Raw genomic sequence first — 21,047 nt, forward strand, 5'->3', positions numbered from 1 at the left:
CAGCGCTTCGGCTCGCATTACAGCTCGTCAGGGCAGGGCCAGCAGCGCTCGTGGACTGCTAGCCACAGCCACACCCCATCAAAACGGTGCCGGGCACTCGAATCTGAGGCGTTCACCGGACACCGGGTGGGTAAAGCTGAGCATCGATGCATGCAGGCACAGCCGCTCGTGGGCGGCCAAGGCCTGGGGGTTGGCATACAGCCGATCACCCAGCAGCGGGTGGCCGATCGATAGCATGTGCACACGCAGTTGGTGCGAGCGCCCTGTGATCGGCGTCAGCTCCACACGGCAATACTCGCCGCAACGTTCCACCACCCGCCAGAACGTCAGCGCATGCTTGCCTTGTTCATGATCCACGACGTGGCGTGGCTTGGTGGGTGGGTCATACCGCAGTGGCAGGTCGATGCTGCCGCTGTCCAGGGCCGGCTGCCCCCAACACAGGGCGGTGTAGGCCTTTTCGGTTTCCCGGTCATGGAACTGGCGCGACAGCTCGCGGTGGCTGTCGGCATCGCGGGCCAGCAGGATGATGCCCGAGGTTTCCCAGTCCAGGCGATGCACGATCAGCGCATCGGGATAGCCGTTTTCCTGAAGGCGGGTGATCAGGCAATCCTTGTTGTCGTCAGCCCGGCCCGGGACCGACAGCAGCAGCGTCGGCTTGTTGATCACCAGGATGGCGGCGTCTTCGTGAAGGATCTGGAGGGTGGACAGCGGCATTGCGTGGTCTCTGTTGAATCGGGAGAAAAAAGCGTGGCTGTGCCGCAACCCATATGCGGCAAGGCCGCTCCGACAGGGGAACGCGATCCCTTGTCGAAGCGGCCTCGTGCCGCGAATGGGCTGCAGCGCAGCCCCGGCTCTTGGCCGGATCAGCGATCCGGCAGGGTGATGTTCAGCTCCAGAATGGAGCAGCTGCCCTGGTTTTCCAGCTCGATATGCACATCGTCATTGCCGATGTTCACATACTTGCGAATCACTTCCAGCAGTTCCTTCTGCAACTCGGGCAGATAGTCCGGTTCGCTGCGTTGTCCGCGCTCGTGCGCCACGATGATCTGTAGACGCTCTTTCGCCACCGACGCGCTGGTCTGTTTCTGTCTGCCACGAAAGAAGTCAAAAAGGTTCATGGTTTATTTGCTCCCGAAAATGCGCTCGAAGAATCCCTTCTTCTGTACATCGATGAAGCGCATCGGCTTCTCTTTGCCCAGCAGGCGGTCGACTGCGTCACTGTACGCCTGGCCGGCATCGCTCTGGTCATCGAGAATGACCGGGATACCCTGGTTGGATGCCTTGAGCACCGCCTGCGATTCGGGAATCACGCCCTTGAGCTTGATCGAGAGAATCTCTTCCACGTCGGCCACGCTCAGCATTTCGCCCTTGACGACGCGCTCGGGGTGGTAGCGAGTGATCAACAGGTGCTCCTTGATCGGCTCCTCGCCGTTTTCCGAGCGGCGCGACTTGCTCGACAGGATGCCCAGCATGCGGTCGGAGTCACGGACCGAAGACACTTCGGGGTTGGTGACCACGATGGCCTCGTCGGCGAAATACATGGCCAGGTGGGCACCTTTCTCGATACCGGCCGGCGAGTCGCAGATCACGTACTCGAACTGCTCCTTGAGGTCCATCAGGACTTTCTCGACGCCTTCCTGAGTAAGCGCGTCCTTGTCACGGGTCTGGCTGGCCGCCAGCACGTACAGGTTTTCCAGGCGCTTGTCCTTGATCAGGGCTTGTTGCAGGTTGGCTTCGCCATTGACCACGTTGACGAAGTCGTACACCACGCGGCGTTCGCAGCCCATGATCAGGTCGAGGTTACGCAGGCCCACGTCGAAGTCGACGATAACCGTCTTGTGGCCACGCAGTGCGAGGCCGGTACCGATGGCGGCGCTGGTGGTGGTCTTGCCCACACCCCCTTTGCCGGAAGTAACCACGAGAATCTTGGCCAAGGTGTTTCACCCCTAAAATGATCGGGACGCAAGTCCCTGCAAATAACTGAAATAACGGCAACGATAAAAAAGTTGCTCTAAAAATGCTGGCAAGTATCCGTTAAAGACGGGTGATGTTCAACACGTCGCCAGACAGGCTGACTTGTACGCCCGCCCCCCACAAAGGATCGCGGCGCAAGTCTTCGCACACTTTGTACTGGCCGGCAATGGAGACCATTTCGGCGGTCATCTGCTGGCAGAAGATACGCGCCTTGGTATTGCCCTTGATACCTGCCAGGGCACGGCCACGCATGGCGCCGTACACATGGATGTTGCCATCGGCAAGAAGTTCCGCACCCGGGCTGACCGAGGCGGTGACCACCAGGTCCCCCCCTTGGGCATAGATCTGCTGGCCGCCACGTACCGGAGCGGTGATGATGCGCGTGGGGCGCACCTCAGGTTCGAGTACCGGTGGCGGGGCAGGGGCCGGCTCGGGTTTCTTGGCCTCGGGCTCGGGTTCCAGTGGCCGCTCGCGGGCGCCGGACGGGGGCAGCACTGGCAGATCGATGGCGATGGCCGCGGCAATGTCCTCGATGCGGTTGGCGCGGATGGCCAGGGTCCGCAGGCCATGGTGGCGGCAAATCCGCATCAAACCAGGCAAGTCGACCGCGCCTTCGCCGGCCGGCAGCTTGTCCAGCGCCAGCACCAACGGCGTGTTACTGAAGAAGTTCGGCGCTTGCGCCACTTTGGCCGCCAACTGGCGATCGAGGGCTTCAAGGTCGTTGCGCGCCAGTTCCAGAACGGTAATGGCAAGCATGCTGCCCTTGAGCTGGAACACGGAGGGGGTGTCGGGGGTGTGGTTTGGGCTCATGGTCTGCATAGACGGCTTGTTGCGGAAAAAGTGCCCTGACTTATAACGATAAGACCGGTTGCCCGCAACATGAGCCGATCCGTTGTAGAATGCGCGGCCCATGTCTTGCTGGAAGCTTCAATGGATCGCCCGCGTTTTCGTCCCTATTTCCTTCATCCCAAGTTCTGGGGCCTGTGGCTGGGCCTGGGGCTGCTGTGGCTGGTGGTGCAGTTGCCGTACCGGGCATTGCTCAAGCTGGGTGCGGCGTTAGGCGCGATCATGTACCGCTTTGCCGGTGAACGCAGGCGTATCGCTGCGCGCAACCTGGAACTGTGCTTCCCCGAGCTGTCGGCGGACGAACGGCAACGGCTGCTCAAAGCCAATTTTGCCTCGACCGGCATCGCCTTCTTCGAAATGGCCATGAGCTGGTGGTGGCCCAAGACGCGGTTGGCGCGCCTGGCCCATGTCGAGGGGCTTGAGCACTTGCAGGCCGCCCAGCAGGCGGGGCAGGGCGCAATCCTGATGGCGGTGCACTTCACTACCCTGGAAATCGGTGCGGCCTTGCTCGGCCAGCGTCACACCATCGATGGCATGTACCGCGAACATGGCAATGCCCTGTTCGATTTCATCCAGCGCAGCGGACGCGAACGGCACAACCTGGACTCACTGGCCGTCGAACGCGAGGATGTCAGGGGCATGCTCAAGCTGCTGCGCGCCGGCCGCGCAATCTGGTACGCACCCGACCAGGACTACGGCGCCAAGCAAAGCCTGTTCGTGCCCTTGTTCGGGATCCCGGCAGCCACGGTCACGGCCACCACCAAGTTTGCGCGCCTGGGCCGCGCCCAGGTCATTCCCTTCACGCAGAAGCGACTCGAAGACGGCAGCGGTTATCGGTTGGTGATTCATCCCCCACTGAGCGATTTCCCCGGTGAGAGCGAAGAGGCTGATTGCCTGCGAATCAATCAATGGGTCGAGCAGGTACTGCGCGAATGCCCCGAGCAGTACTTGTGGGCACACCGCCGGTTCAAGTCCCGACCGGACGGGGCCCCAAGGCTGTACGAAAAGAAAGGGCGTTGAAAGCGAGTGCGCCGCTGCCGTAATGGCAGTGGCGCTGCCGGCTCACTCGGCGATCTGCAGCTTGCGCGACTGGGTGTAGACGTAGCGCACCTTTTCATACTCGAACGGTGAGTTCATCTGCCCGTAGCGGAAGTTGGTGGTGTAGCGCTTGTCGATGACCCGCAGGCCGAAGAACTCCGGGTGCTCGCGGCTGACTTTGGCCATGTCCAGGTAATTGATCGCCTGCTCGCCGGAATAATCCACCACCAGCCCGGTGGTGTCGCGCAGGTTCGAAGGGCCCAACAGCGGCAGCATCAGGTACGGGCCTGCCGGTACGCCATAGAAGCCCAAGGTCTGGCCGAAATCCTCGCTCTGGCGCGGCAGGCCCATCTTGGTCGCCGGGTCCCACAAACCGCCTACCCCGATGATCGTGTTGAACATCAGCCGCGCTGTGATCTCGGCCGAGCGTTTGGCCTTGAGCTGCAGCACGCTGTTGAACAGGTTGGGCACGTCCCCCAGGTTGTTGAAGAAGTTGGTCACGCCACTGCGCAGAAAACGCGGGGTGACGTACTGGTAGCCATTGACCAGCGGCAGCAGCACCCATTGGTCCAGGCGGTAGTTGAAGTGATAGATGCGGCGGTTCATCGACTCGAGCGGGTCGTAGACGTTCAGCGCTTCGAGGGTCGAGCGCTCGAACTCACGCTGGTCCAGGCCCGGGTTGAATTTCAACTCGCGCAGCGGGTCGAGGAAGCCATCGGCTTCCGGTGCCAGCGGGGCGGTACCGATCACCTGCGGATCAGCCTCGATGACGCTGGCTCGGGGAGCGGTCTCGGCGGCCAGGGTATGGCCTGCGGCAAGCAGGGCCGTGGCAAAGAGCAGTTTGTTAACCACGGAAGAACTCCAGCATGGCGTCACTGTTGACGCGGTAGTTGATGTTGCCGCAATGGCCACCATGGGGATAAAGGGTCAGGCGATCACCGAACACCTTGCGCAGGAACCCGATATCGCCAGGGCCGAGAATGACATCGTCGGCATTGTGCATCACGGCGATCTTGGGGCTGTTTTGCAGGTAATCGGCCAGGGCGTACAGGCTGACCTGGTTGGTCAGCTCCAGGATGGTGCCCCCGCCAGTGCGGGCACGCCACATCGGGATTACCTGTTCGCTCATGTAACAGTCGAAATCGCACTGCAAGGCACGCTTGAAGTAGGGCGTCAGGCTCGTGCCTTCGGTGATCTTGACCTTCGGCGGGATGATCAGGCCGCGGCGGTTGATCAGGTCGGAGGTGAAGGCGATATCGGCGGCCGAGAAGCGGAACGAGGTGCCGATGAGCATGGCCATCTGCTCGTTGGACAGGTGCTGGCGCGACTGCTGGAAGTCGTACAAGAGCGCTTCGTTGAGGTCGATGAACCCCTTTTCCTGGAAGTAGCGCGTGAGTTTTTCCAGCATCAGCTCATAGAACGTGGTGCTGCGGTCGATCCCCTTGACTTGGGTCTGCACCAGCTTGTCCAGGTTGTTGATCGAGGTGTAGAGGTTCACGGGTGGGTTGAGCAGCAGCACACGCTTGAAGTTGAAGCTGCGCCGGGTTTCGTCCAGGTGGCTGACGAAGGCCGCATCGAGCGCGCCCAGGCTGTAGCCGGTCAGGTAGAACTCGGTCACCGGCAGGCGAGGGTGCTGGGCGCGGACCGATTGCATCACCCGGTACATGTCCTCGGCGTCATCCTGGCTGATGCCGGGCGTGGCGAAGCGAGACGCGGCGCTGATGAAATCGTAGCTGGTGGGCGAGGACAGCTGCACCACGTGGAAGCCGGCCTTGTAGTACAGCTTTTTCAGGTATTCGTTGATGCTGCTGCTGTAGGACGCACCGGTGCCGGCAATGATGAAGATCAAGGGGGCAGCGTGGTCCTGCTGGGCCATGCGGTACTTGAGTTTCTTGACCGCCCAGAAGTTGTCCGGCAGCGTGAATTCACGCTCCGGGCGCAAGGTGAGGCTGTAGTCGGACTGGTCGATCTCGTCATCGCTGGGCAGCATCGGGCGCTGGTCCGGCGGCGTCGTGGCGATGGTCGCCTCGAACGGGTTGGTCAGGGGGTAGCCATAGCTCGCGGCATCGATATCCCGCGCAGAAGCGGCCACAGCCATGAGCAGGCTGCCGAGAACGGCAGCGAGGCGCAAAGAACGAAGCATGTAATCCCCCAAAAGAACGCAAGGTAGCGCGTGTGCAAGCTAAGACCACATGGGCCGTGGCAAAGTTGCCGGGCGTGATGGCCTTTGGTGTGCCAGTTATCTGAACCGTGTTGCAGGCAGGTATTTTGCCTTAGACCGTGATGTAAGCGATCATTGATTTTTTGATCAATCAAGTGGGAAAAGTCAATGAGTCGCAGGCTGCCTGGCGCACTACTGCTGATGTTCGTCGGGCTCTGGCTCGCTGCCAGCTACGGCGTGCGCTATGGACTGATGGAGGACGGCCAGTGGGTGGGGTTGTGCACGGAGCCAGCCGCCTATTGGCAGTGCAAGATGCGGGCAGTGCTGGGGTTGGGCATTCACCACCAGGTCCTGGCCTGGACCGGGCTGGCCCTGGCAGCGCTTGGCTGGCTGCTACAGGGGCGGACCGGTACATGGCTGGCCGGCATTGCCCTGCTGTTCGCAGTGCCAGCATTGGTGCTGTATACCGCGAGCATCGCCGTATTCGCATTGGTCCTGGCGGGGTTGCGCCTGGTCAGGTAAACGTGCGCCCGCCAGGGGGCGCTCCGTGACGCTGACAAATAGAGGTATCAGGCGCGGCCGAGTCTCTGGCTGCGCCACAGGGCGGCGGTCATCAGCGCGCTCACTGCTGCCCAGCGCCACGCCTGCCCGCTGTTCATCCCCTCGATGAGTAGCTGGGGCAGTATGCCAAGCCCGATGATACTTGCCAGAAAGGTGGCCTCCCGTCGCCGCACTGGCACGGGCCACAGGATGAACACCAGGGCTGGCAAGGCCAGCGCGGCACTGGGGAAACTGCGGTAGCGGGGGTCGAACACCATCGCCAACGTGCTTACGGCGGCAGCAAAGCCGCCCAGCAGCAGCAACCCGCCAGCTCGCCTTTGCAGCCAGGCAGACCAGCGCCCGCGCACGCCTTGCGGCTGGGACAGGTGCAGCAGTGCCCGGGCCAGTACCAGCACGTTCAACCCCGCCAACAGCCCTGCCCACATCCATTCGGGGGCGAAACGGGCGTGGCTGCGCATCAGCTCGCCCCACAGGCCCAGGCACGCCGCACCGAACATGGCCAGTATTGGCATGGCCCACGCGCCACGGCGTGTGCGTGGCCGCCCGGCCATGCACAGCATCAGCCCCGCCAGCGCCGCGCATGCCAGCCACCATGTGGGCCAGTCGGGCAAGTTGCTGACGGGCCCTTCAAGGATGCCCTTGTCCTGCCGGTCGGCATCGTAGAGGCCCCAATACCCGCCCACGGCACCTTCGTTGGCGCGTTTCCAGGGCTGGTCGAAGGCTTCGATCAGGTTGTAGCGCCAGCCGTTGTGCTCGGCCATGGCGACGAAGCCGCGAATGAAGCGCGCTTCGTTGACCCGGCTGGGCAGGGCGGTTTCACGCTGCCTGCCTTCGCTGGGCCAGCCGGTTTCACCGATCAGGATGTCCTTGGGCGCGAAGCGCTGGCCGAATTGTCGGCGTATGTCGGCGACATGGGCCAACGCATCGTCGATGCCCCGTGGCTCGTCTTCCCAATACGGCAGCAAGTGAATGGTGAGAAAGTCTACTTCAGGCGCGATCTCGGGGTGCTGCAACCAGAACTCCCACACATCGGCGTAGGTGACCGGCACGCTTACCTGGCGCTTGACCCGCGCGATCAACTCGGCCAGTCGTTTGCCGGTGACTTCCTTGCGCAGCAAGGTCTCGTTACCCACGATGACGGCGCGGACCACATCGGGGTTGGCATTGGCGGCGGCGATCAGCAGCGCGACTTCCCGGTCGGTGTCGGCCGGGTGAGCATTGACCCAGGCCCCGAGCATCACCTTCAGTCCATGCTTGCGCGCCAGCGCTGGGATAGCCTCAAGACCGCTCATCGAATAGGTGCGGATGCACTGGAATCGCTCAGCGAGCAGGGCCAAGTCGGCATCCATGCGCGCCGGGCGCAGTTGCATGGGTTGATCGTAGGGCGACTGGTCCTTGTCGAACGGGGTATAGGATGCGCACTGCAGCTTGTGCGTGGCATTGGCGGCGTCGGGCAGGTGCACCGGTCTGCCCAGCCCGTGCCAGAGCACGCCGAGCCCAAGCAGACCGATCAGGCAAGCAAGGGTGTACAGAAGTGTCAGCAGGCGGGTGGAACTGGGCATCGGGCGGTCCATCATCGGGGGCAAAAGGGTCAATAGTAGCCCGGCGCCAAACCTTTGGCATGCAAGGATCGCGCAGGCAGGTTCATGCCGCTGCCGCTAATGGCACAGTGCTGTCGCGTATGAGCGCCTGGGCGTCGTACTTGGATCAGGTCTGGCTTGGTTGCAGGCAGATGATGGAATCTCCGAGACCTGACGAGGGAATGCTTTGATGGCTACTTCAACAAAAATGCGTCGTTTCCTGGGCGTAGGTACCGCCCTGGCACTGGCCTTGAGCGGCGCACAGGCCATGGCCAAAGAAGTCAGCATTGGTTACGTGGATGGGTGGGCAGACAGTGTGGCGACCACCAACGTGGCCGCCGAGGTGATCAAGCAGAAGCTTGGCTACGATGTGAAGCTGCAAGCCGTGGCCACGGGCATCATGTGGCAGGGCGTGGCCACCGGTAAGCTCGATGCCATGCTGTCGGCATGGCTGCCGGTGACCCACGGTGAGTACTGGACCAAGAACAAGGACAACGTGGTCGACTACGGCGCGAACTTCAAGGATGCCAAGATTGGCCTGATCGTGCCTGAGTACGTCAAGGCGGTGAGCATCGCTGACCTGAAGACCGATTCCTCGTTCAAGCAGAAAATCGTCGGCATCGATGCTGGCTCGGGTGTAATGATCAAGACCGATCAGGCGATCAAGGACTACGACCTGACCGGCTACAAGCTGCAGGCAAGTTCCGGTGCTGCAATGACCGCCGAGCTGGGCCGTGCCTACGCCAAGCAGCAATCCATCGCCGTGACCGGATGGGTACCGCACTGGATGTTCGCCAAATGGAAACTCAAGTTCCTCGAGGACCCCAAAGGCGTGTATGGCGCTGCTGAAACCGTCAATAGCATCGGCAGCAAGGAGCTGGCCACCAAGGCCCCGGAAGTGGCCGAGTTCCTGAAGAAGTTCAGCTGGCAGTCCAAGGATGAGATCGGCGAGGTGATGCTGGCTATCCAGGAAGGCGCCAAGCCCGAAGCGGCTGCCAAGGACTGGGTGGCCAAGCACCCTGAGCGCGTGAAGGACTGGACGGGCAAGTAAAACGCTGTGCGCTGATGCCCTGAAATGAAGCCGTTCGAGCCTCAAGCGTTCGAGCGGTTTCGTTGGCGTGGGAACGACCCCATTGCGCTGCGTTACGAGGCTGTCCAGTGCTCCGTGGAGCAGCCTTGGCGGGGCGCGGATCGGCCGCGATGGGCGCAAATCGGCCCAGGCGACCTCAGCCAGTCGCACATCGCCTGCTCTCACCCACATCACCGTCCATCATCCCTGCACCCCCCAGCTACACCCCCGCCGAGAGAAACTGAACCCTCACACCGACCCGCTAGCCCAACCGCTCAAGCACCCCCAGCACGCACTAACCAAATCTGCGACAATCACACCTCTTTCGAATGCCGATCACACCGCAGGCCCACCTGCATCACCGAAAAGCCCAATGACTGACCACGCCATCGACAAACTGCTGCAAAACCTCGACCACGCCATGATCGCCGACCGCCACCGCCTGCGGCGCCAGTTGCACGAACTGCGCAAGCGCCCCGACGAGGCGAAGCTGGCGCAGTGGGCTGAGCGGGTGCAGGCGTCCTGCGCCCAGGTCACCGCCCGCCAGCAGAGCGTGCCATTGGTGCGCTACGACGACAGCCTGCCCATCGCCGCCAAGCGCGACGAGATCAAAAAGGCCCTGGCCGAACACCAGGTGCTGGTCATCGCTGGCGAAACCGGCTCGGGCAAGACCACCCAGCTGCCCAAGATCTGCCTGGAACTGGGCCGTGGCAGCCATGGCCTGATCGCCCACACCCAGCCACGCCGGATCGCCGCGCGCAGTGTCGCTGCCCGGGTGGCCGAGGAGTTGGGCACGCCGTTGGGCGGCCTGGTGGGGTACCAGGTGCGCTTCGAAGACCAGAGCGATGCCAACACACTGGTCAAACTCATGACCGACGGCATCCTGCTGGCCGAAACCCAGCACGACCGCTTCCTGGAACGCTACGACACCATCATCGTCGACGAAGCCCACGAACGCAGCCTGAACATCGACTTCCTGCTCGGCTACCTCAAAACCCTCCTGCACCGGCGGCCCGAACTCAAGCTCATCATCACCTCGGCCACCATCGACCTGGAGCGGTTCTCCAAGCATTTCGACAACGCGCCCATCATCGAGGTGTCCGGCCGTACCTTCCCGGTGGAAACCTGGTACCGCCCGCTGACCAGCGAACAGGACGAGGAGGGCAACCCGATCGAGGACGACCTCACCGTCGACCAGGCTATCCTCGCCACCCTCGACGAACTGGCCCAGCACGAGCGCGGCCAGGGCAAGGGCCCGGGGGATGTGCTGATCTTCCTGCCCGGTGAGCGCGAAATCCGCGACGCCGCCGAGATTCTGCGCAAGGCGCAGCTGCGCCATACCGAAATCCTGCCCCTGTACGCGCGCCTGTCGCCAGCCGAGCAGCAACGGATCTTCCAGCCCCATGCCGGGCGGCGTGTGGTGCTGGCCACCAACGTGGCCGAAACATCGCTGACGGTGCCCGGCATCCGTTATGTGATTGATACCGGTACGGCCCGCATCAGCCGCTACAGCTACCGCGCCAAGGTGCAGCGCCTGCCCATCGAAGCCGTGTCCCAGGCCAGCGCCAACCAGCGCAAGGGCCGTTGTGGACGGGTGGAGCCGGGTATCTGCGTGCGCCTGTACAGCGAAGAAGACTTCAACAGCCGGCCGGCTTTCACCGACCCCGAGATCCTGCGCACCAACCTGGCGGCCGTCATCCTGCAGATGCTGCACCTGCGCCTGGGCGCCATCGACGCGTTTCCCTTCATCGAGCCGCCAGACGGCAAGGCGATCAGCGACGGTTTCAACCTGCTGCAAGAGCTCTCGGCGGTCAACCGTGAAAACCAACTGACGCCGGTCGGGCGTCAGCTGGCGCGGCTGCCCATCGACCCGCGCCTGGGCCGTATGCTGCTCGAAGGCGCGCGCCTGGGCAGCCTGCAGGAAGTGCTGATCGTCACCAGCGCCCTGTCGGTGCAGGACCCACGCGAACGCCCCCCTGAGCGCCAGCAGGCCGCCGACCAGGCCCACGCACAATGGAAGGACGTGGATTCGGACTTCGCCGCACTGGTCAACCTGTGGCGGGGCTTCGAGGAGCAGCGCCAGGCGCTGACGGCCAACCCCTTGCGCAACTGGTGCCGCAAGCAGTTCCTCAATTACCTGCGCCTGCGCGAGTGGCGCGACGCCCATCGCCAGCTGGCGCTGATCTGCCGCGAGCTGCAACTGACGGTCAACAAGGAACCGTGCGACTACCCCAAGCTGCACAAAGCCGTACTCAGCGGCCTGCTCAGCCAGATAGGCCACAAGACCGAAGACGGTGACTACCAAGGCGCGCGGCAGCGCAGGTTCTGGGTGCACCCGTCATCGGGTATCGGGCGCAAGCGTCCGCAGTGGGTCATGGCGGCCGAACTGGTGGAAACCACCAAGCTTTATGCCCGCGTGGTCGCGCGCATCGAGCCGGACTGGATCGAGCCGCTGGCCGGCCATCTGATCAAGAAGAACCACTTCGAGCCCCATTGGGAGAAGAAGCGCGGACAGGTCGTGGCCTATGAGCAGATCACCCTGTATGGGTTGATCCTGGTCGGCCGCAGGCCGGTACACTTTGGCCCCATCGACCCGGCCACCTCCCGCGAGCTGTTCATTCGTGAAGCCCTGGTGGGCGGTGAGATCCAGTCGCGGGCCAAGTGCCTGGCGGCCAACAAGCGCCTGCTCGAAACGCTCGACGCCCTCGAGGCCAAGGCCCGCCGTCGCGATATTCTGGCCGACGAAGAAACGCTCTATGCCTTCTACGAAGCGCGTCTGCCGGCCGAGATCCACCAGACGGCCACCTTCGACAGCTGGTACCGCATGGGCAGCCAGAAAGATCCCAACCTGCTGATCATGCGCGAGGAAGACGTGCTGGCGCGCGAGGCCAGTGAGGTGACCGCCGCGCAGTACCCCGACAGCTTGCAGGTCGGCCAACTGCGCTTGCCGTTGACCTACCACTTCGAGCCCAATCACCCCCGTGACGGCGTGACCGTGCGGGTGCCGGCACCCCTGTTGCCGAGCCTGCCGGGCGAGCGCCTGGAGTGGCTGGTGCCAGGCCTGCTCGAGGCCAAGTGCGTGGCGCTGATTCGCAACTTGCCCAAGGCCCTGCGCAAGAACTTCGTGCCGGTGCCGGACTTCGTCAAGGCCGCCTTGGCCCGCATGACGTTTGGCCAAGGCGCGTTGCCCCAGGCCTTGGGCCATGAACTGCTGCGCATGACCGGTGCGCGCGTGCCCGATGACGCCTGGGACGAGTCGGTCAGCCTGGTTGAAGGTCACCTGCGCATGAACATCGAGGTGGTCGACGGGCAGGGCAAGTTCCTGGGTGAAGGGCGTGACCTGGCTGAGCTTACGGCGCGGTTCGCCGCTGCCAGCCAGGCAGCCCTGGCGGTGCCAGGCGATGCCAAGAGCGAGCAGCCGGTGCAGGCCAAGGCCTTCAGCGAAGTGAAGCCCACGGCGCAGCAAAAGATCGCAGGGCTGTCGATGACGGTTTACCCGGCACTGGTCGAGGATAACGGCACGGTGCGTGAAGGCCGCTTCTCGACCCAGGCCGAGGCCGACTTCCAGCACCGCCGCGCCTTGCAGCGCCTGCTGTTGCAACAGCTGGCCGAGCCGGCCAAGTTCCTGCGTGGCAAACTGCCTGGCCTGACTGAACTGGGGCTGTTGTACCGCGACATGGGCCGGGTCGACGCGCTGGTCGAGGACATTCTGCTGGCAAGCCTGGACAGTTGCATCCTCGACGGTGAGCCGGTATTGCCCCGTGAAGGTGCCGCGCTGGCGGCGCTGGCCGAACGCAAGCGGGGCAGCTGGGCCGAACATGCCGAGCGCCTGGCGCGGCAAACCCTCGAGGTGCTGAAGCTGTGGCACGGGTTGCAGAAACGCTTCAAGGGCAAGATCGACCTGAGCCAGGCCGTGGCCCTGAACGATATCAAGCAGCAGTTGGGCAACCTTGTGTACCCCGGCTTTGTGCGCGAAACGCCGGCGGTATGGTTCAAGGAACTGCCACGCTACCTCAGGGCCATCGAGCTGCGCCTGGAGAAGTTGGGTTCTCAGGTGCAGAAGGACCGGGTATGGAGTGGCGAACTGGCCAATCTGTGGGCGCAGTACAAGGCCCGTGCCGACAAACATGCTCAGGAAGGCAAGCGCGACGAGCAACTGGCCCTGTACCGCTGGTGGCTGGAAGAATACCGCGTGTCGCTGTTCGCCCAGCAGTTGGGCACAAAAGTGCCGATTTCAGACAAGCGATTGAGCAAGCAGTGGAGCCTGGTGGAAGGCTAAACTCACACAGTTGTGGCACTATTGAGACAATTTCAGGCCGCTTGGCGGCCCAGTGCGGGCAGCCCTGCTTCGCTTGTCCATTCACCGTTCGCGGGGTGATGGCTTAAGTGAGACGGGCTACTGTCAAACGAGGGCTTGGCCCTCGTCGTGAAGTTAGTACTAAAGTGCCACTAATCCAGTGTATTTCCAGCCAGCGCCGGGTGGCGATGGCCCACGAACAGAGGAACGACCGTGCATAATGTCGTGATCAGCGGCACCGGCCTGTACACCCCGGCCCAGAGCATCTCCAACGAAGAACTGATAGCGTCCTTCAACACCTGGTCGCAGCAATTCAATCAGGACAACGCCCAGGCCATCGAGCGTGGCGAGGTCGAAGCCGCACCGCTGTCCGATGCGGCGTTCATCGAAAAGGCCTCCGGTATCAAGAGCCGCTTCGTCATGGACAAGGCCGGCATCCTCGACCCGCAGCGCATGAAACCGCGCCTGCCAGAGCGCGCCAACGACGAACCCTCCGTGCTGTGCGAAATGGCCGTGGCAGCGGCACGTCAGGCGCTGGAGCGCGCTGGCCGCAGCGCGGCCGATGTGGACGGGGTCATCGTCGCCTGCTCCAACTTGCAGCGCCCGTACCCGGCCATTGCCATCGAAGTGCAGCAGGCGCTGGGCATCCAGGGGTTTGCGTTCGACATGAACGTGGCCTGTTCGTCAGCCACCTTCGGCATCCAGACCGCCGCCAACAGCGTGGCGCTGGGGCAGGCGCGGGCCGTGCTCATGGTCAACCCCGAAGTGTGCACCGGCCACCTTAACTTCCGCGACCGTGACAGCCACTTCATCTTTGGCGATGCGGCGACTGCGGTGCTGCTCGAACGCGCCGATCGAGCCACATCGGTGCACCAGTTCGACGTGGTCAGCAGCAAGCTGTGGACGGAGTTTTCCAACAACATCCGCAACAACTTCGGTTTCCTCAACCGCGCAGCGGAGGAGGGCGAGGGCGCCGCAGACAAGCTGTTCATCCAGGAAGGCCGCAAGGTGTTCCGCGAGGTGTGCCCGAAAGTGGCGGAGCTGGTAGGCGAGCATTTGCAGGAAAACGGCCTTCAGCCCAGCGACGTGGCGCGCTTCTGGCTGCACCAGGCCAACCTCAGCATGAACCACCTGATCGTCAAGAAGCTGCTGGGGCGCGAAGTGAGTGAACAGGAAGCACCGGTGATCCTGGACCGCTACGCCAACACCAGTTCGGCAGGGTCGGTCATTGCCTTCCACTTGTATCAAGATGACTTGCCGCAAGGTGCGTTGGGGGTGCTTAGCTCGTTCGGGGCGGGGTATTCGATTGGCAGCGTGATCTTGCGCAAACGCTAAGCCGGCAAGGCGGGCGATGCCCGCATAAACGCGCAAACGGCCGGATGGGGGCGGCCGTTTGCAGCTTGGCGATGCTTAGAACTTGGCTTCCAGGTCCACCTGCAGCGTATCCACATCGGCGTTGCTGTTGGGCAGGTTGGAGTAGTCGGTTTTGGCCATCATGTAGGCCGCACCGAGTGCGAAGTTCTTGTCGATCTCGTAGCCAACCTTGAACTTGTGGCCGCGCGAACCGGTGAAGCCGTTGCCGAAGTCCGAGTCTGTGAACAGGCTCACGACGCCATTGCGCTGCACGTCGCGGTAGTTGTAGTCCAGGCTCCATGCCCCGATCTTGCTCTTCAGACCCGCCAGCCAGGCCTTGTCCTGACCATCGGTGCTCTCGGTGTTCTTCACGAATTGGCCATAGGCCGACAGCGGGATGGCGAAGCCGGTGAAGTCCACCTGGCCAAAACCTTCGACCAGGTTGAATTCGTCGGTGGTGTTGCCCAGCGAGCGCAGGGCCGCAGATGACTTGTCGTTGTCGTAGCCGTACACGCTGCCGCCCACCGTGACCTTGACGGTATCGGCTGCGTTGAACTTGGTCCCAAGCTGCGCGGCGTAGAGCTGTGCATCGTGCTTGAACTGCACGCCGTCGCCGTCGACGTTGTCCTTGAGGTTGTAGTGGCCAATGCTGCCGAACACTTCGGCAGGGCCCAGGTTGGTCTTGTAGGTGGCGGCTACGCCTTCAGGGTTGATGTCGCTGTCCCAGATGATGTCGCCCATGCTCACCCAGGGCTGCATCATCTTGCCGCCGATCAGGTGCAGGTTCGGCACGGCAGTGGGGTGCCAGTCGAGGTAGGCCAGGTCGACCCACAGCGATTTCTTCTCGAAGTAGTTGTCCAGGCTCTGGTTGGTCGAACGTGCATCGGCGCTGCTGCCGGTGGCTACCCGTACCCCGGCGTCTACTTGCGGGTTGATTTCGCTGTAGAAACCGACGCGGGCACGCACACGTTCCCGGTCCTGGTTGCCACTGCGGGAAATCGGGTTGTCCACGTTGACGTCTTCATAACGCAGGCGCACGTCGCCTTTGATCTGAGTCTTCGCTGCCCAGGCTACTTTCTGCTCGAACGAACTCATGCGCTCGGACTGGGCTTTCTGAGCGGCCTTTTCCTTGGTTTCCTGGGCCAGGTCGGCCTGCAGCTCGCTGTATTGCGCCTGATTGATCGAGCCATTGGCGCGGAGCATTTCGAGCAGCTTGGCGTCAACGGCCGCACTGGCCGGAGTGGTGCTCATGGCCAGCACCATGCCGGTCAGGCTTGCTCCGGTAAGTGTAGAAACAAGACGCATACGGTTCTCCCTACTGAATAAGATGGGGGACGCCGAGCGCCCGCCCCTGTGTTGGCACGTCTCCGAAAGGGCCTGAATAGACAGGTTCTGTGGTTCCGGAAAACAGGCGCAAGTATTGCGGGGGCGAGTGACAGATTAATGTCGGAATAGTGGCACTGTTGTGAAGTGAAGGCCGCCAGGCGATCGTCATTTGAGTCCGGCGCCCGGCTTGGTGATACTGGGGGCCTTGATGCCGCGAGCCGACCCTGTGACCAGTCTGTATAGCCTTGCTCATTTACGTGATATGCCAGCCGCCACCTGGGACGCCTTGGTCCCTGCGGGCCAGCCGTTTCTCAGCCATGCCTTTCTCAGTGCGATGGAAGACAGTGGCAGTGTCGCGCGCACCACCGGATGGGCGGCCGAACACCTGGTGCTTGAGCATGAGGGCAAGGTGCAAGCGCTGCTGCCGGGTTACCGCAAGTGGCATTCGTACGGTGAGTACGTGTTCGACCATGGTTGGTCGGACGCCTGCGAACGGGCGGGCATCGCGTACTATCCCAAATGGCTGGGGGCCGTGCCGTTCAGCCCGGTCAGTGGCCCGCGCTTGCTGACGGCCGATCCGGCAGCCGGGCACTTGTTACTGCAAGCCTTGCCCGAGTACCTGAGCAAAGCCGCCCTGTCCGGCGCCCACATCAACTTCACCGAGCCTGCGCTGGACGTACAGATGGCGCGTCTGCCGGGCTGGATGGAGCGCCTGGGTTGCCAGTTTCACTGGCAGAACCGCGGCTATCGCGATTTCCAGGATTTTCTCGACACCCTCAGTTCGCGCAAGCGCAAGCAGATGCGCAAGGAGCGTGAGCAGGTGGCGGGGCAGGGCATCGATTTTCGCTGGTATCAGGGTGACGAACTGGACGAAGCCCAATGGGATTTCGTCTACCTGTGCTACGCCAACACCTACGCCGTGCGCGGCCGGGCGCCTTACCTGACCCGCGAGTTCTTTAGCCTGCTGGCCGAGCGCATGCCCCACGCCCTGCGCGTGGTAATGGCCCGCCAGGCCGGGCGAGACGTGGCAATGGCACTGAGCCTGGTAGGTGGCGACAGCTTCTATGGCCGTTACTGGGGCTGCCTGGCCGAATTCGATCGCCTGCATTTCGAGACGTGCTTCTACCAGGGCATGGACTTCGCCATTGCCCATGGGCTGCAACGTTTCGATGCTGGCGCCCAGGGTGAGCACAAGCTGATCCGCGGGTTCGAGCCGGTGATCACCCGGTCGTGGCATTACCTGCTGCATCCCGGGTTGCGTACGGCGGTGGCCGATTTTCTGCTCCAGGAGCGTGAAGGGGTGATGGCGTATGCTGCGCAGGCACGGGAGATGTTGCCTTATCGCCGGAACGAGGGGCATTGAGCCAGACACAGTCCCAGTGTGGGTAATCGCTCACTCGCGTTACCAGGCCAGCGCGGATCGGGTTGGCAATGATGTAGCGAGCGAGGCTGCGCATTTGTTCGTCACGGCGCAGGGCGCGGTCATGGAAGCCAGGCTGCCAGATCCGCTGGTGCTCGGCGCCTTGCCTGTAAAGCGCGCAACTGCTGCGTGATTTGAACTCACGCATCAGTTCGCCGAGGCTGCAGTGGCCGAGCGTGATTAGCCAGTGCAGGTGATCGGGCATCAGTACCCAGGCGAGGCTTTGACACTGACGGTGCGTAGCGGTGAGTCGCAATTGCTGGATCACGGCCCTGGCGTAGTACAAGTGTTTGAAGAGTGGGGTACGGTTTCGGGTGACGGTGGTCAGCAGGTATAAACGCCCAGGTTCGGAGAACCTGCCCAGACGTAAGCGATGAGAACCTCGGCCTATCATGGCTACCCCCTTGCGTAGTCATTTCAAGGGTAGCTGGCCATTGAAGTGGGCAGAGTGAGACAGTTTTACAGCTTATGACTTGGGGCCGCTTTGCGGCCCATCGCGGCGCAAGGCCGCTCCTACCCGGAAGTTCGCTAGCTTCTAAGTCGGCGCAGGCAGTTGCTCTTTGAAGAGTTGCTCAGCTACATGACACCTGAAGGCCAGCACTATCAGAGTGGGGCCGCTTTGCGGCCCATCGCGGCCGGTCCGGCGCCCCGGCAAGGCCGCTCCTACCCGGAAGTTTGCTAGCTTCCAAGTCGGCGCAAGCAGTTGCTCTTTGAAGAATTGCTCACCTTCATGACACCCGAAGGCCAGCGCTATCAGGGGTGGGACCGGCCGCGATGGGCCGCGCAGCGGCCCCGGGTTTTGAGCAGGCGCGAGGTTTCATCTCCCTCCTCAAGCCTGAAACCTTAAAGCCGGGGCCTCACCTAATCAACCCCCACAAACCCACCTGTCTGATGCTGCCAAAGCCGCGCATACAACCCCCGCTGCTCCAGCAACTCCGAATGGCTACCCACTTCCACGATACGACCTTTGTCCAGCACTACCAGCCGGTCCATGCGGGCAATGGTGGAAAGCCGGTGGGCGATGGCGATCACGGTCTTGCCCTGCATCAGCGTTTCCAGGCTCTCCTGAATCGCCGCTTCCACCTCCGAATCCAGCGCCGATGTGGCCTCATCCATGATCAGAATCGGCGCGTTCTTCAGCAGCACCCGGGCAATCGCGATGCGCTGGCGCTGGCCGCCGGACAATTTCACCCCACGCTCACCCACATGCGCATCTAGGCCGGTACGGCCCTGGGCGTCCGACAAGTGAGGGATGAACTCATCGGCGCGGGCGCGGCGCACCGCTTCCTGCAATTGGGCGTCAGTCGCATCCGGACGGCCGTACAGCAGGTTCTCGCGGATCGAACGGTGCAGCAACGATGTGTCCTGGGTAATCATGCCGATCTGCGCACGCAGGCTTGCCTGGCTCACCTGCGCAATGTCCTGGTCATCGATCAGAATCTGCCCACCCTGCACGTCGTACAGACGCAACAGCAAATTCACCAGGGTCGATTTCCCGGCCCCCGACGGCCCAATCAACCCGATCTTTTCCCCGGGCCTGATCGCCAAGTTCAGCCCCTCGATCACATTCCTCGCCTCCCCATAATGAAAGCGCACGTTCTCGAACCGCACGGCGCCCTGGGTGACCTTCAAGGCCGGGGCAGCAGGGCGGTCGGTGACGGTGACGGGCTGGGCGATGGTCTGCAGGCCATCCTGCACCATGCCAATGTTCTCGAAAATGCCGTTGACCACCCACATGATCCACCCCGACATGTTCACGATGCGGATGACCAAACCCGTCGCCAAGGCAATGGCCCCCACGGTGATCAGCGACTGGCTCCACAGCCACAGGGCGAGCCCGGTAGTGCCGACGACCAGCAAGCCGTTCAACGTTGTGATGACCACGTCCATGCTGGTGATCACCCGCGAAGCCAACTGGGTTTTCTCGGTCTGCTCGCTGATGGCCTCGCGGGCGTACTGCTGTTCGTGATCGGTATGGGCGAAGAGCTTGAGCGTGGCAATGTTGGTATAGCCATCGACGATGCGGCCCATCAACTTGGAGCGGGCCTCGGACGACACCACCGAGCGCGCTTTGACGCGTGGCACGAAATACGCCAAGGCAGCAATGAAACACACGATCCAGATCACCAAGGGCAACATCAACCGCCAATCAGCCTCGGCAAACAACACCAGCGACGTGATGGCATAGATCAGCACATGCCATAACGCATCCACCGCCTGCACCGCGGAGTCGCGCAGCGAGTTGCCGGTCTGCATGATGCGCTGGGCGATGCGCCCGGCGAAGTCGCTCTGGAAGAAGTTCAGGCTCTGTTTGAGCACGTAGCTGTGGTTCTGCCAGCGGATCATGCTGGTCATGCCCGGGTTGATGGCCTGGTGTACCAGCAGGTCATGCAACCCGAAGAACAACGGACGCAGCAACAGCACCACCACCAGCATCCAGATCAACTCGCCGCTGTGCTCGCTGAAAATACGGGCGTTGGGCGCGCCCTGGGCCAGGTCGATGATGCGGCTCAGGAAGCTGAACATGGCCACTTCGATCAACGAAGCGATCAGCCCAACCACCAGCAAGGCCAGAAAGCTCGGCCATACCTGGCGCAGATAATAGATATAGAACGCCCATACGCCGCTGGGCGGCGCTTCACTGGGGGCCTCGCGGAAGATGTCGATCAGTTGCTCGAAACGACGGTACAGCATCAGCGTTGAAACTCCTGTTCAACCGACCGGTAATCGGGTCACGTCCCTGTGAGACCCGTGATCAATCGATGCGTTTAGCCGACTTGATGAACACCGGGTCGGCAGGCACGTCACGCATGCCTTTCTTGACGGTGGTGGGCGAATTGACGATCTGGTCGACCACTTCCATGCCCTTGGTTACCTTGCCGAACACGGCATAACCCGCGTCCCGGCCTGGGTTGAGGAAATCGTTGTCGGCCACGTTGATGAAGAACTGGCTGGTGGCCGAGTTCGGGTTCGAGGTGCGGGCCATGGCCAGGGTGCCGCGGGTGTTTTGCAGGCCATTGCTGGCTTCGTTGGGGATCGGGTCCTTGGTGCCCTTTTGCACCATCTGTTCAGTGAAACCGCCGCCTTGCACCATGAAGCCCGGAATTACCCGGTGGAAGAGGGTGTTGTTGTAGAAGCCGCTGTCCACGTACTGCAGGAAGTTCTTGGTGCTGACAGGTGCCTTCTCTGCATTGAGCTCGATTTCCACCTGGCCGAAGCTGGTGTCCAGCACAACGTGCGGCGTCTTGTCGGAAGCCATGACGCTGGTGGCGAACGCGACGGAACAGGCGGTAAGCAGCAGTTTTTTCAACATGGGCGCAAAGGTCCTTCAAAGTGGAGGCGGCGGCTTTCGAGGGCCGCCGGTACGGTGGATACATCGCAATGAACAAGGGCAATAGCGTGCCGTGAATCTTCGACGTCTG

At 62.5% G+C, this 21,047-nt stretch carries 16 protein-coding genes and 1 pseudogene; 6 read left to right on the forward strand and 11 right to left on the reverse strand.

The genetic code is table 11. The annotated features are described in order from the left end of the window. Positions 1-78: 78 nt before the first annotated feature. From CRP40_RS01305 to minC, 4 genes are all read right to left on the reverse strand, one after another. Complete coding sequence (locus CRP40_RS01305) at positions 79-714, reverse strand: RluA family pseudouridine synthase (RefSeq protein WP_027915793.1); 636 nt, start codon at positions 712-714, stop codon at positions 79-81. Between the two features lie 149 nt (positions 715-863). Continuing rightward, positions 864-1,118: a cell division topological specificity factor MinE gene (gene minE, locus CRP40_RS01310; protein ID WP_009682849.1), complete on the reverse strand. Its 255-nt coding sequence runs from the start codon at positions 1,116-1,118 to the stop codon at positions 864-866. A 3-nt stretch (positions 1,119-1,121) separates the two neighbouring features. After that, positions 1,122-1,934: a septum site-determining protein MinD gene (gene minD, locus CRP40_RS01315; RefSeq protein ID WP_012313198.1), complete on the reverse strand. Its 813-nt coding sequence runs from the start codon at positions 1,932-1,934 to the stop codon at positions 1,122-1,124. A gap of 100 nt (positions 1,935-2,034) precedes the next feature. Continuing rightward, on the reverse strand, positions 2,035-2,793 hold the full coding sequence (minC, locus tag CRP40_RS01320; RefSeq protein WP_027915794.1) for a septum site-determining protein MinC: 759 nt from the start codon (positions 2,791-2,793) through the stop codon (positions 2,035-2,037). A gap of 111 nt (positions 2,794-2,904) precedes the next feature. Here minC and CRP40_RS01325 point away from each other — a divergent pair, with 111 nt between their 5' ends. Next, positions 2,905-3,840: a lipid A biosynthesis lauroyl acyltransferase gene (locus CRP40_RS01325; protein ID WP_027915795.1), complete on the forward strand. Its 936-nt coding sequence runs from the start codon at positions 2,905-2,907 to the stop codon at positions 3,838-3,840. A gap of 42 nt (positions 3,841-3,882) precedes the next feature. Here CRP40_RS01325 and CRP40_RS01330 read toward each other — a convergent pair whose 3' ends face one another. Both CRP40_RS01330 and CRP40_RS01335 read right to left on the reverse strand, forming a co-directional pair. Next, positions 3,883-4,710 carry a VacJ family lipoprotein gene (locus CRP40_RS01330; protein ID WP_027915796.1) on the reverse strand — a complete coding sequence of 276 codons (828 nt, stop codon included), beginning with the start codon at positions 4,708-4,710 and terminating at the stop codon, positions 3,883-3,885. Then, positions 4,703-6,001, reverse strand: coding sequence for a serine/threonine protein kinase (locus tag CRP40_RS01335; RefSeq protein WP_027915797.1), 1,299 nt, complete (start codon positions 5,999-6,001; stop codon positions 4,703-4,705). Before CRP40_RS01335 ends, CRP40_RS01330 begins: the two co-directional genes overlap by 8 nt. A gap of 186 nt (positions 6,002-6,187) precedes the next feature. Between CRP40_RS01335 and CRP40_RS01340 the strand changes: the two genes are divergently transcribed. Beyond that, entirely contained in the window at positions 6,188-6,541 is a 354-nt protein-coding gene (locus CRP40_RS01340) for a hypothetical protein (protein ID WP_027915798.1), read from the forward strand. Positions 6,542-6,588: 47 nt separating this feature from the next. Here CRP40_RS01340 and CRP40_RS01345 read toward each other — a convergent pair whose 3' ends face one another. Beyond that, the gene (locus CRP40_RS01345) at positions 6,589-8,154 is read right to left on the reverse strand and encodes a beta-1,6-glucan synthase (RefSeq protein WP_027915799.1); all 1,566 of its coding nucleotides are present in this window, start codon (positions 8,152-8,154) and stop codon (positions 6,589-6,591) included. A 196-nt stretch (positions 8,155-8,350) separates the two neighbouring features. Between CRP40_RS01345 and CRP40_RS01350 the strand changes: the two genes are divergently transcribed. The 3 genes from CRP40_RS01350 (at position 8,351) to CRP40_RS01360 (ending at position 14,861) form a co-directional block, all read left to right on the forward strand. Then, positions 8,351-9,211, forward strand: coding sequence for a glycine betaine ABC transporter substrate-binding protein (locus CRP40_RS01350; RefSeq protein ID WP_027915800.1), 861 nt, complete (start codon positions 8,351-8,353; stop codon positions 9,209-9,211). Positions 9,212-9,602: 391 nt separating this feature from the next. Beyond that, a complete protein-coding gene (gene hrpA, locus CRP40_RS01355; protein WP_027915801.1) occupies positions 9,603-13,508 on the forward strand; it encodes an ATP-dependent RNA helicase HrpA in 3,906 nt (1,301 codons plus the stop codon). Positions 13,509-13,739: 231 nt separating this feature from the next. Then, the gene (locus tag CRP40_RS01360) at positions 13,740-14,861 is read left to right on the forward strand and encodes a beta-ketoacyl-ACP synthase III (protein ID WP_027915802.1); all 1,122 of its coding nucleotides are present in this window, start codon (positions 13,740-13,742) and stop codon (positions 14,859-14,861) included. A 75-nt stretch (positions 14,862-14,936) separates the two neighbouring features. On the opposite strand, the gene CRP40_RS01365 is transcribed toward CRP40_RS01360, so the two are convergent. Continuing rightward, positions 14,937-16,184: a putative porin gene (locus CRP40_RS01365; RefSeq protein WP_027915803.1), complete on the reverse strand. Its 1,248-nt coding sequence runs from the start codon at positions 16,182-16,184 to the stop codon at positions 14,937-14,939. 247 nt (positions 16,185-16,431) lie between these two features. Here CRP40_RS01365 and CRP40_RS01370 point away from each other — a divergent pair, with 247 nt between their 5' ends. Beyond that, the gene (locus CRP40_RS01370; RefSeq protein ID WP_027915804.1) at positions 16,432-17,568 is read left to right on the forward strand and encodes a GNAT family N-acetyltransferase; all 1,137 of its coding nucleotides are present in this window, start codon (positions 16,432-16,434) and stop codon (positions 17,566-17,568) included. Here CRP40_RS01370 and CRP40_RS01375 read toward each other — a convergent pair. The 3 genes and pseudogenes from CRP40_RS01375 to CRP40_RS01385 all read right to left on the reverse strand — a co-directional run. Next, positions 17,567-18,019: pseudogene (locus tag CRP40_RS01375) on the reverse strand (transposase); the annotation flags it as partial. The gene CRP40_RS01370 and the pseudogene CRP40_RS01375 sit on opposite strands and share 2 nt — an antisense overlap. 467 nt (positions 18,020-18,486) lie before the next feature. Further along, positions 18,487-20,319 carry an ABC transporter ATP-binding protein gene (locus CRP40_RS01380; protein WP_027915805.1) on the reverse strand — a complete coding sequence of 611 codons (1,833 nt, stop codon included), beginning with the start codon at positions 20,317-20,319 and terminating at the stop codon, positions 18,487-18,489. A 61-nt stretch (positions 20,320-20,380) separates the two neighbouring features. After that, the gene (locus CRP40_RS01385; RefSeq protein ID WP_027915806.1) at positions 20,381-20,938 is read right to left on the reverse strand and encodes a peptidylprolyl isomerase; all 558 of its coding nucleotides are present in this window, start codon (positions 20,936-20,938) and stop codon (positions 20,381-20,383) included. Positions 20,939-21,047: the final 109 nt, after the last annotated feature.

The sequence above is a fragment of the Pseudomonas sp. URMO17WK12:I9 genome, from assembly GCF_900230165.1.
Classification (GTDB): Bacteria; Pseudomonadota; Gammaproteobacteria; order Pseudomonadales; family Pseudomonadaceae; genus Aquipseudomonas; species Aquipseudomonas fulva.

Excerpts from the sequence above, each read along its gene's own strand:
- CRP40_RS01305 (WP_027915793.1), bottom strand. The coding sequence starts at position 714 with ATGCCGCTGTCCACCCTCCAGATCCTTCACGAAGACGCCGCCATCCTG.
- minE (WP_009682849.1), bottom strand. The coding sequence starts at position 1,118 with ATGAACCTTTTTGACTTCTTTCGTGGCAGACAGAAACAGACCAGCGCG.
- minC (WP_027915794.1), bottom strand. The coding sequence starts at position 2,793 with ATGCAGACCATGAGCCCAAACCACACCCCCGACACCCCCTCCGTGTTC.
- CRP40_RS01325 (WP_027915795.1), top strand. The coding sequence starts at position 2,905 with ATGGATCGCCCGCGTTTTCGTCCCTATTTCCTTCATCCCAAGTTCTGG.
- CRP40_RS01335 (WP_027915797.1), bottom strand. The coding sequence starts at position 6,001 with ATGCTTCGTTCTTTGCGCCTCGCTGCCGTTCTCGGCAGCCTGCTCATG.
- CRP40_RS01340 (WP_027915798.1), top strand. The coding sequence starts at position 6,188 with ATGAGTCGCAGGCTGCCTGGCGCACTACTGCTGATGTTCGTCGGGCTC.
- CRP40_RS01345 (WP_027915799.1), bottom strand. The coding sequence starts at position 8,154 with ATGGACCGCCCGATGCCCAGTTCCACCCGCCTGCTGACACTTCTGTAC.
- CRP40_RS01350 (WP_027915800.1), top strand. The coding sequence starts at position 8,351 with ATGGCTACTTCAACAAAAATGCGTCGTTTCCTGGGCGTAGGTACCGCC.
- hrpA (WP_027915801.1), top strand. The coding sequence starts at position 9,603 with ATGACTGACCACGCCATCGACAAACTGCTGCAAAACCTCGACCACGCC.
- CRP40_RS01365 (WP_027915803.1), bottom strand. The coding sequence starts at position 16,184 with ATGCGTCTTGTTTCTACACTTACCGGAGCAAGCCTGACCGGCATGGTG.
- CRP40_RS01380 (WP_027915805.1), bottom strand. The coding sequence starts at position 20,319 with ATGCTGTACCGTCGTTTCGAGCAACTGATCGACATCTTCCGCGAGGCC.
- CRP40_RS01385 (WP_027915806.1), bottom strand. The coding sequence starts at position 20,938 with ATGTTGAAAAAACTGCTGCTTACCGCCTGTTCCGTCGCGTTCGCCACC.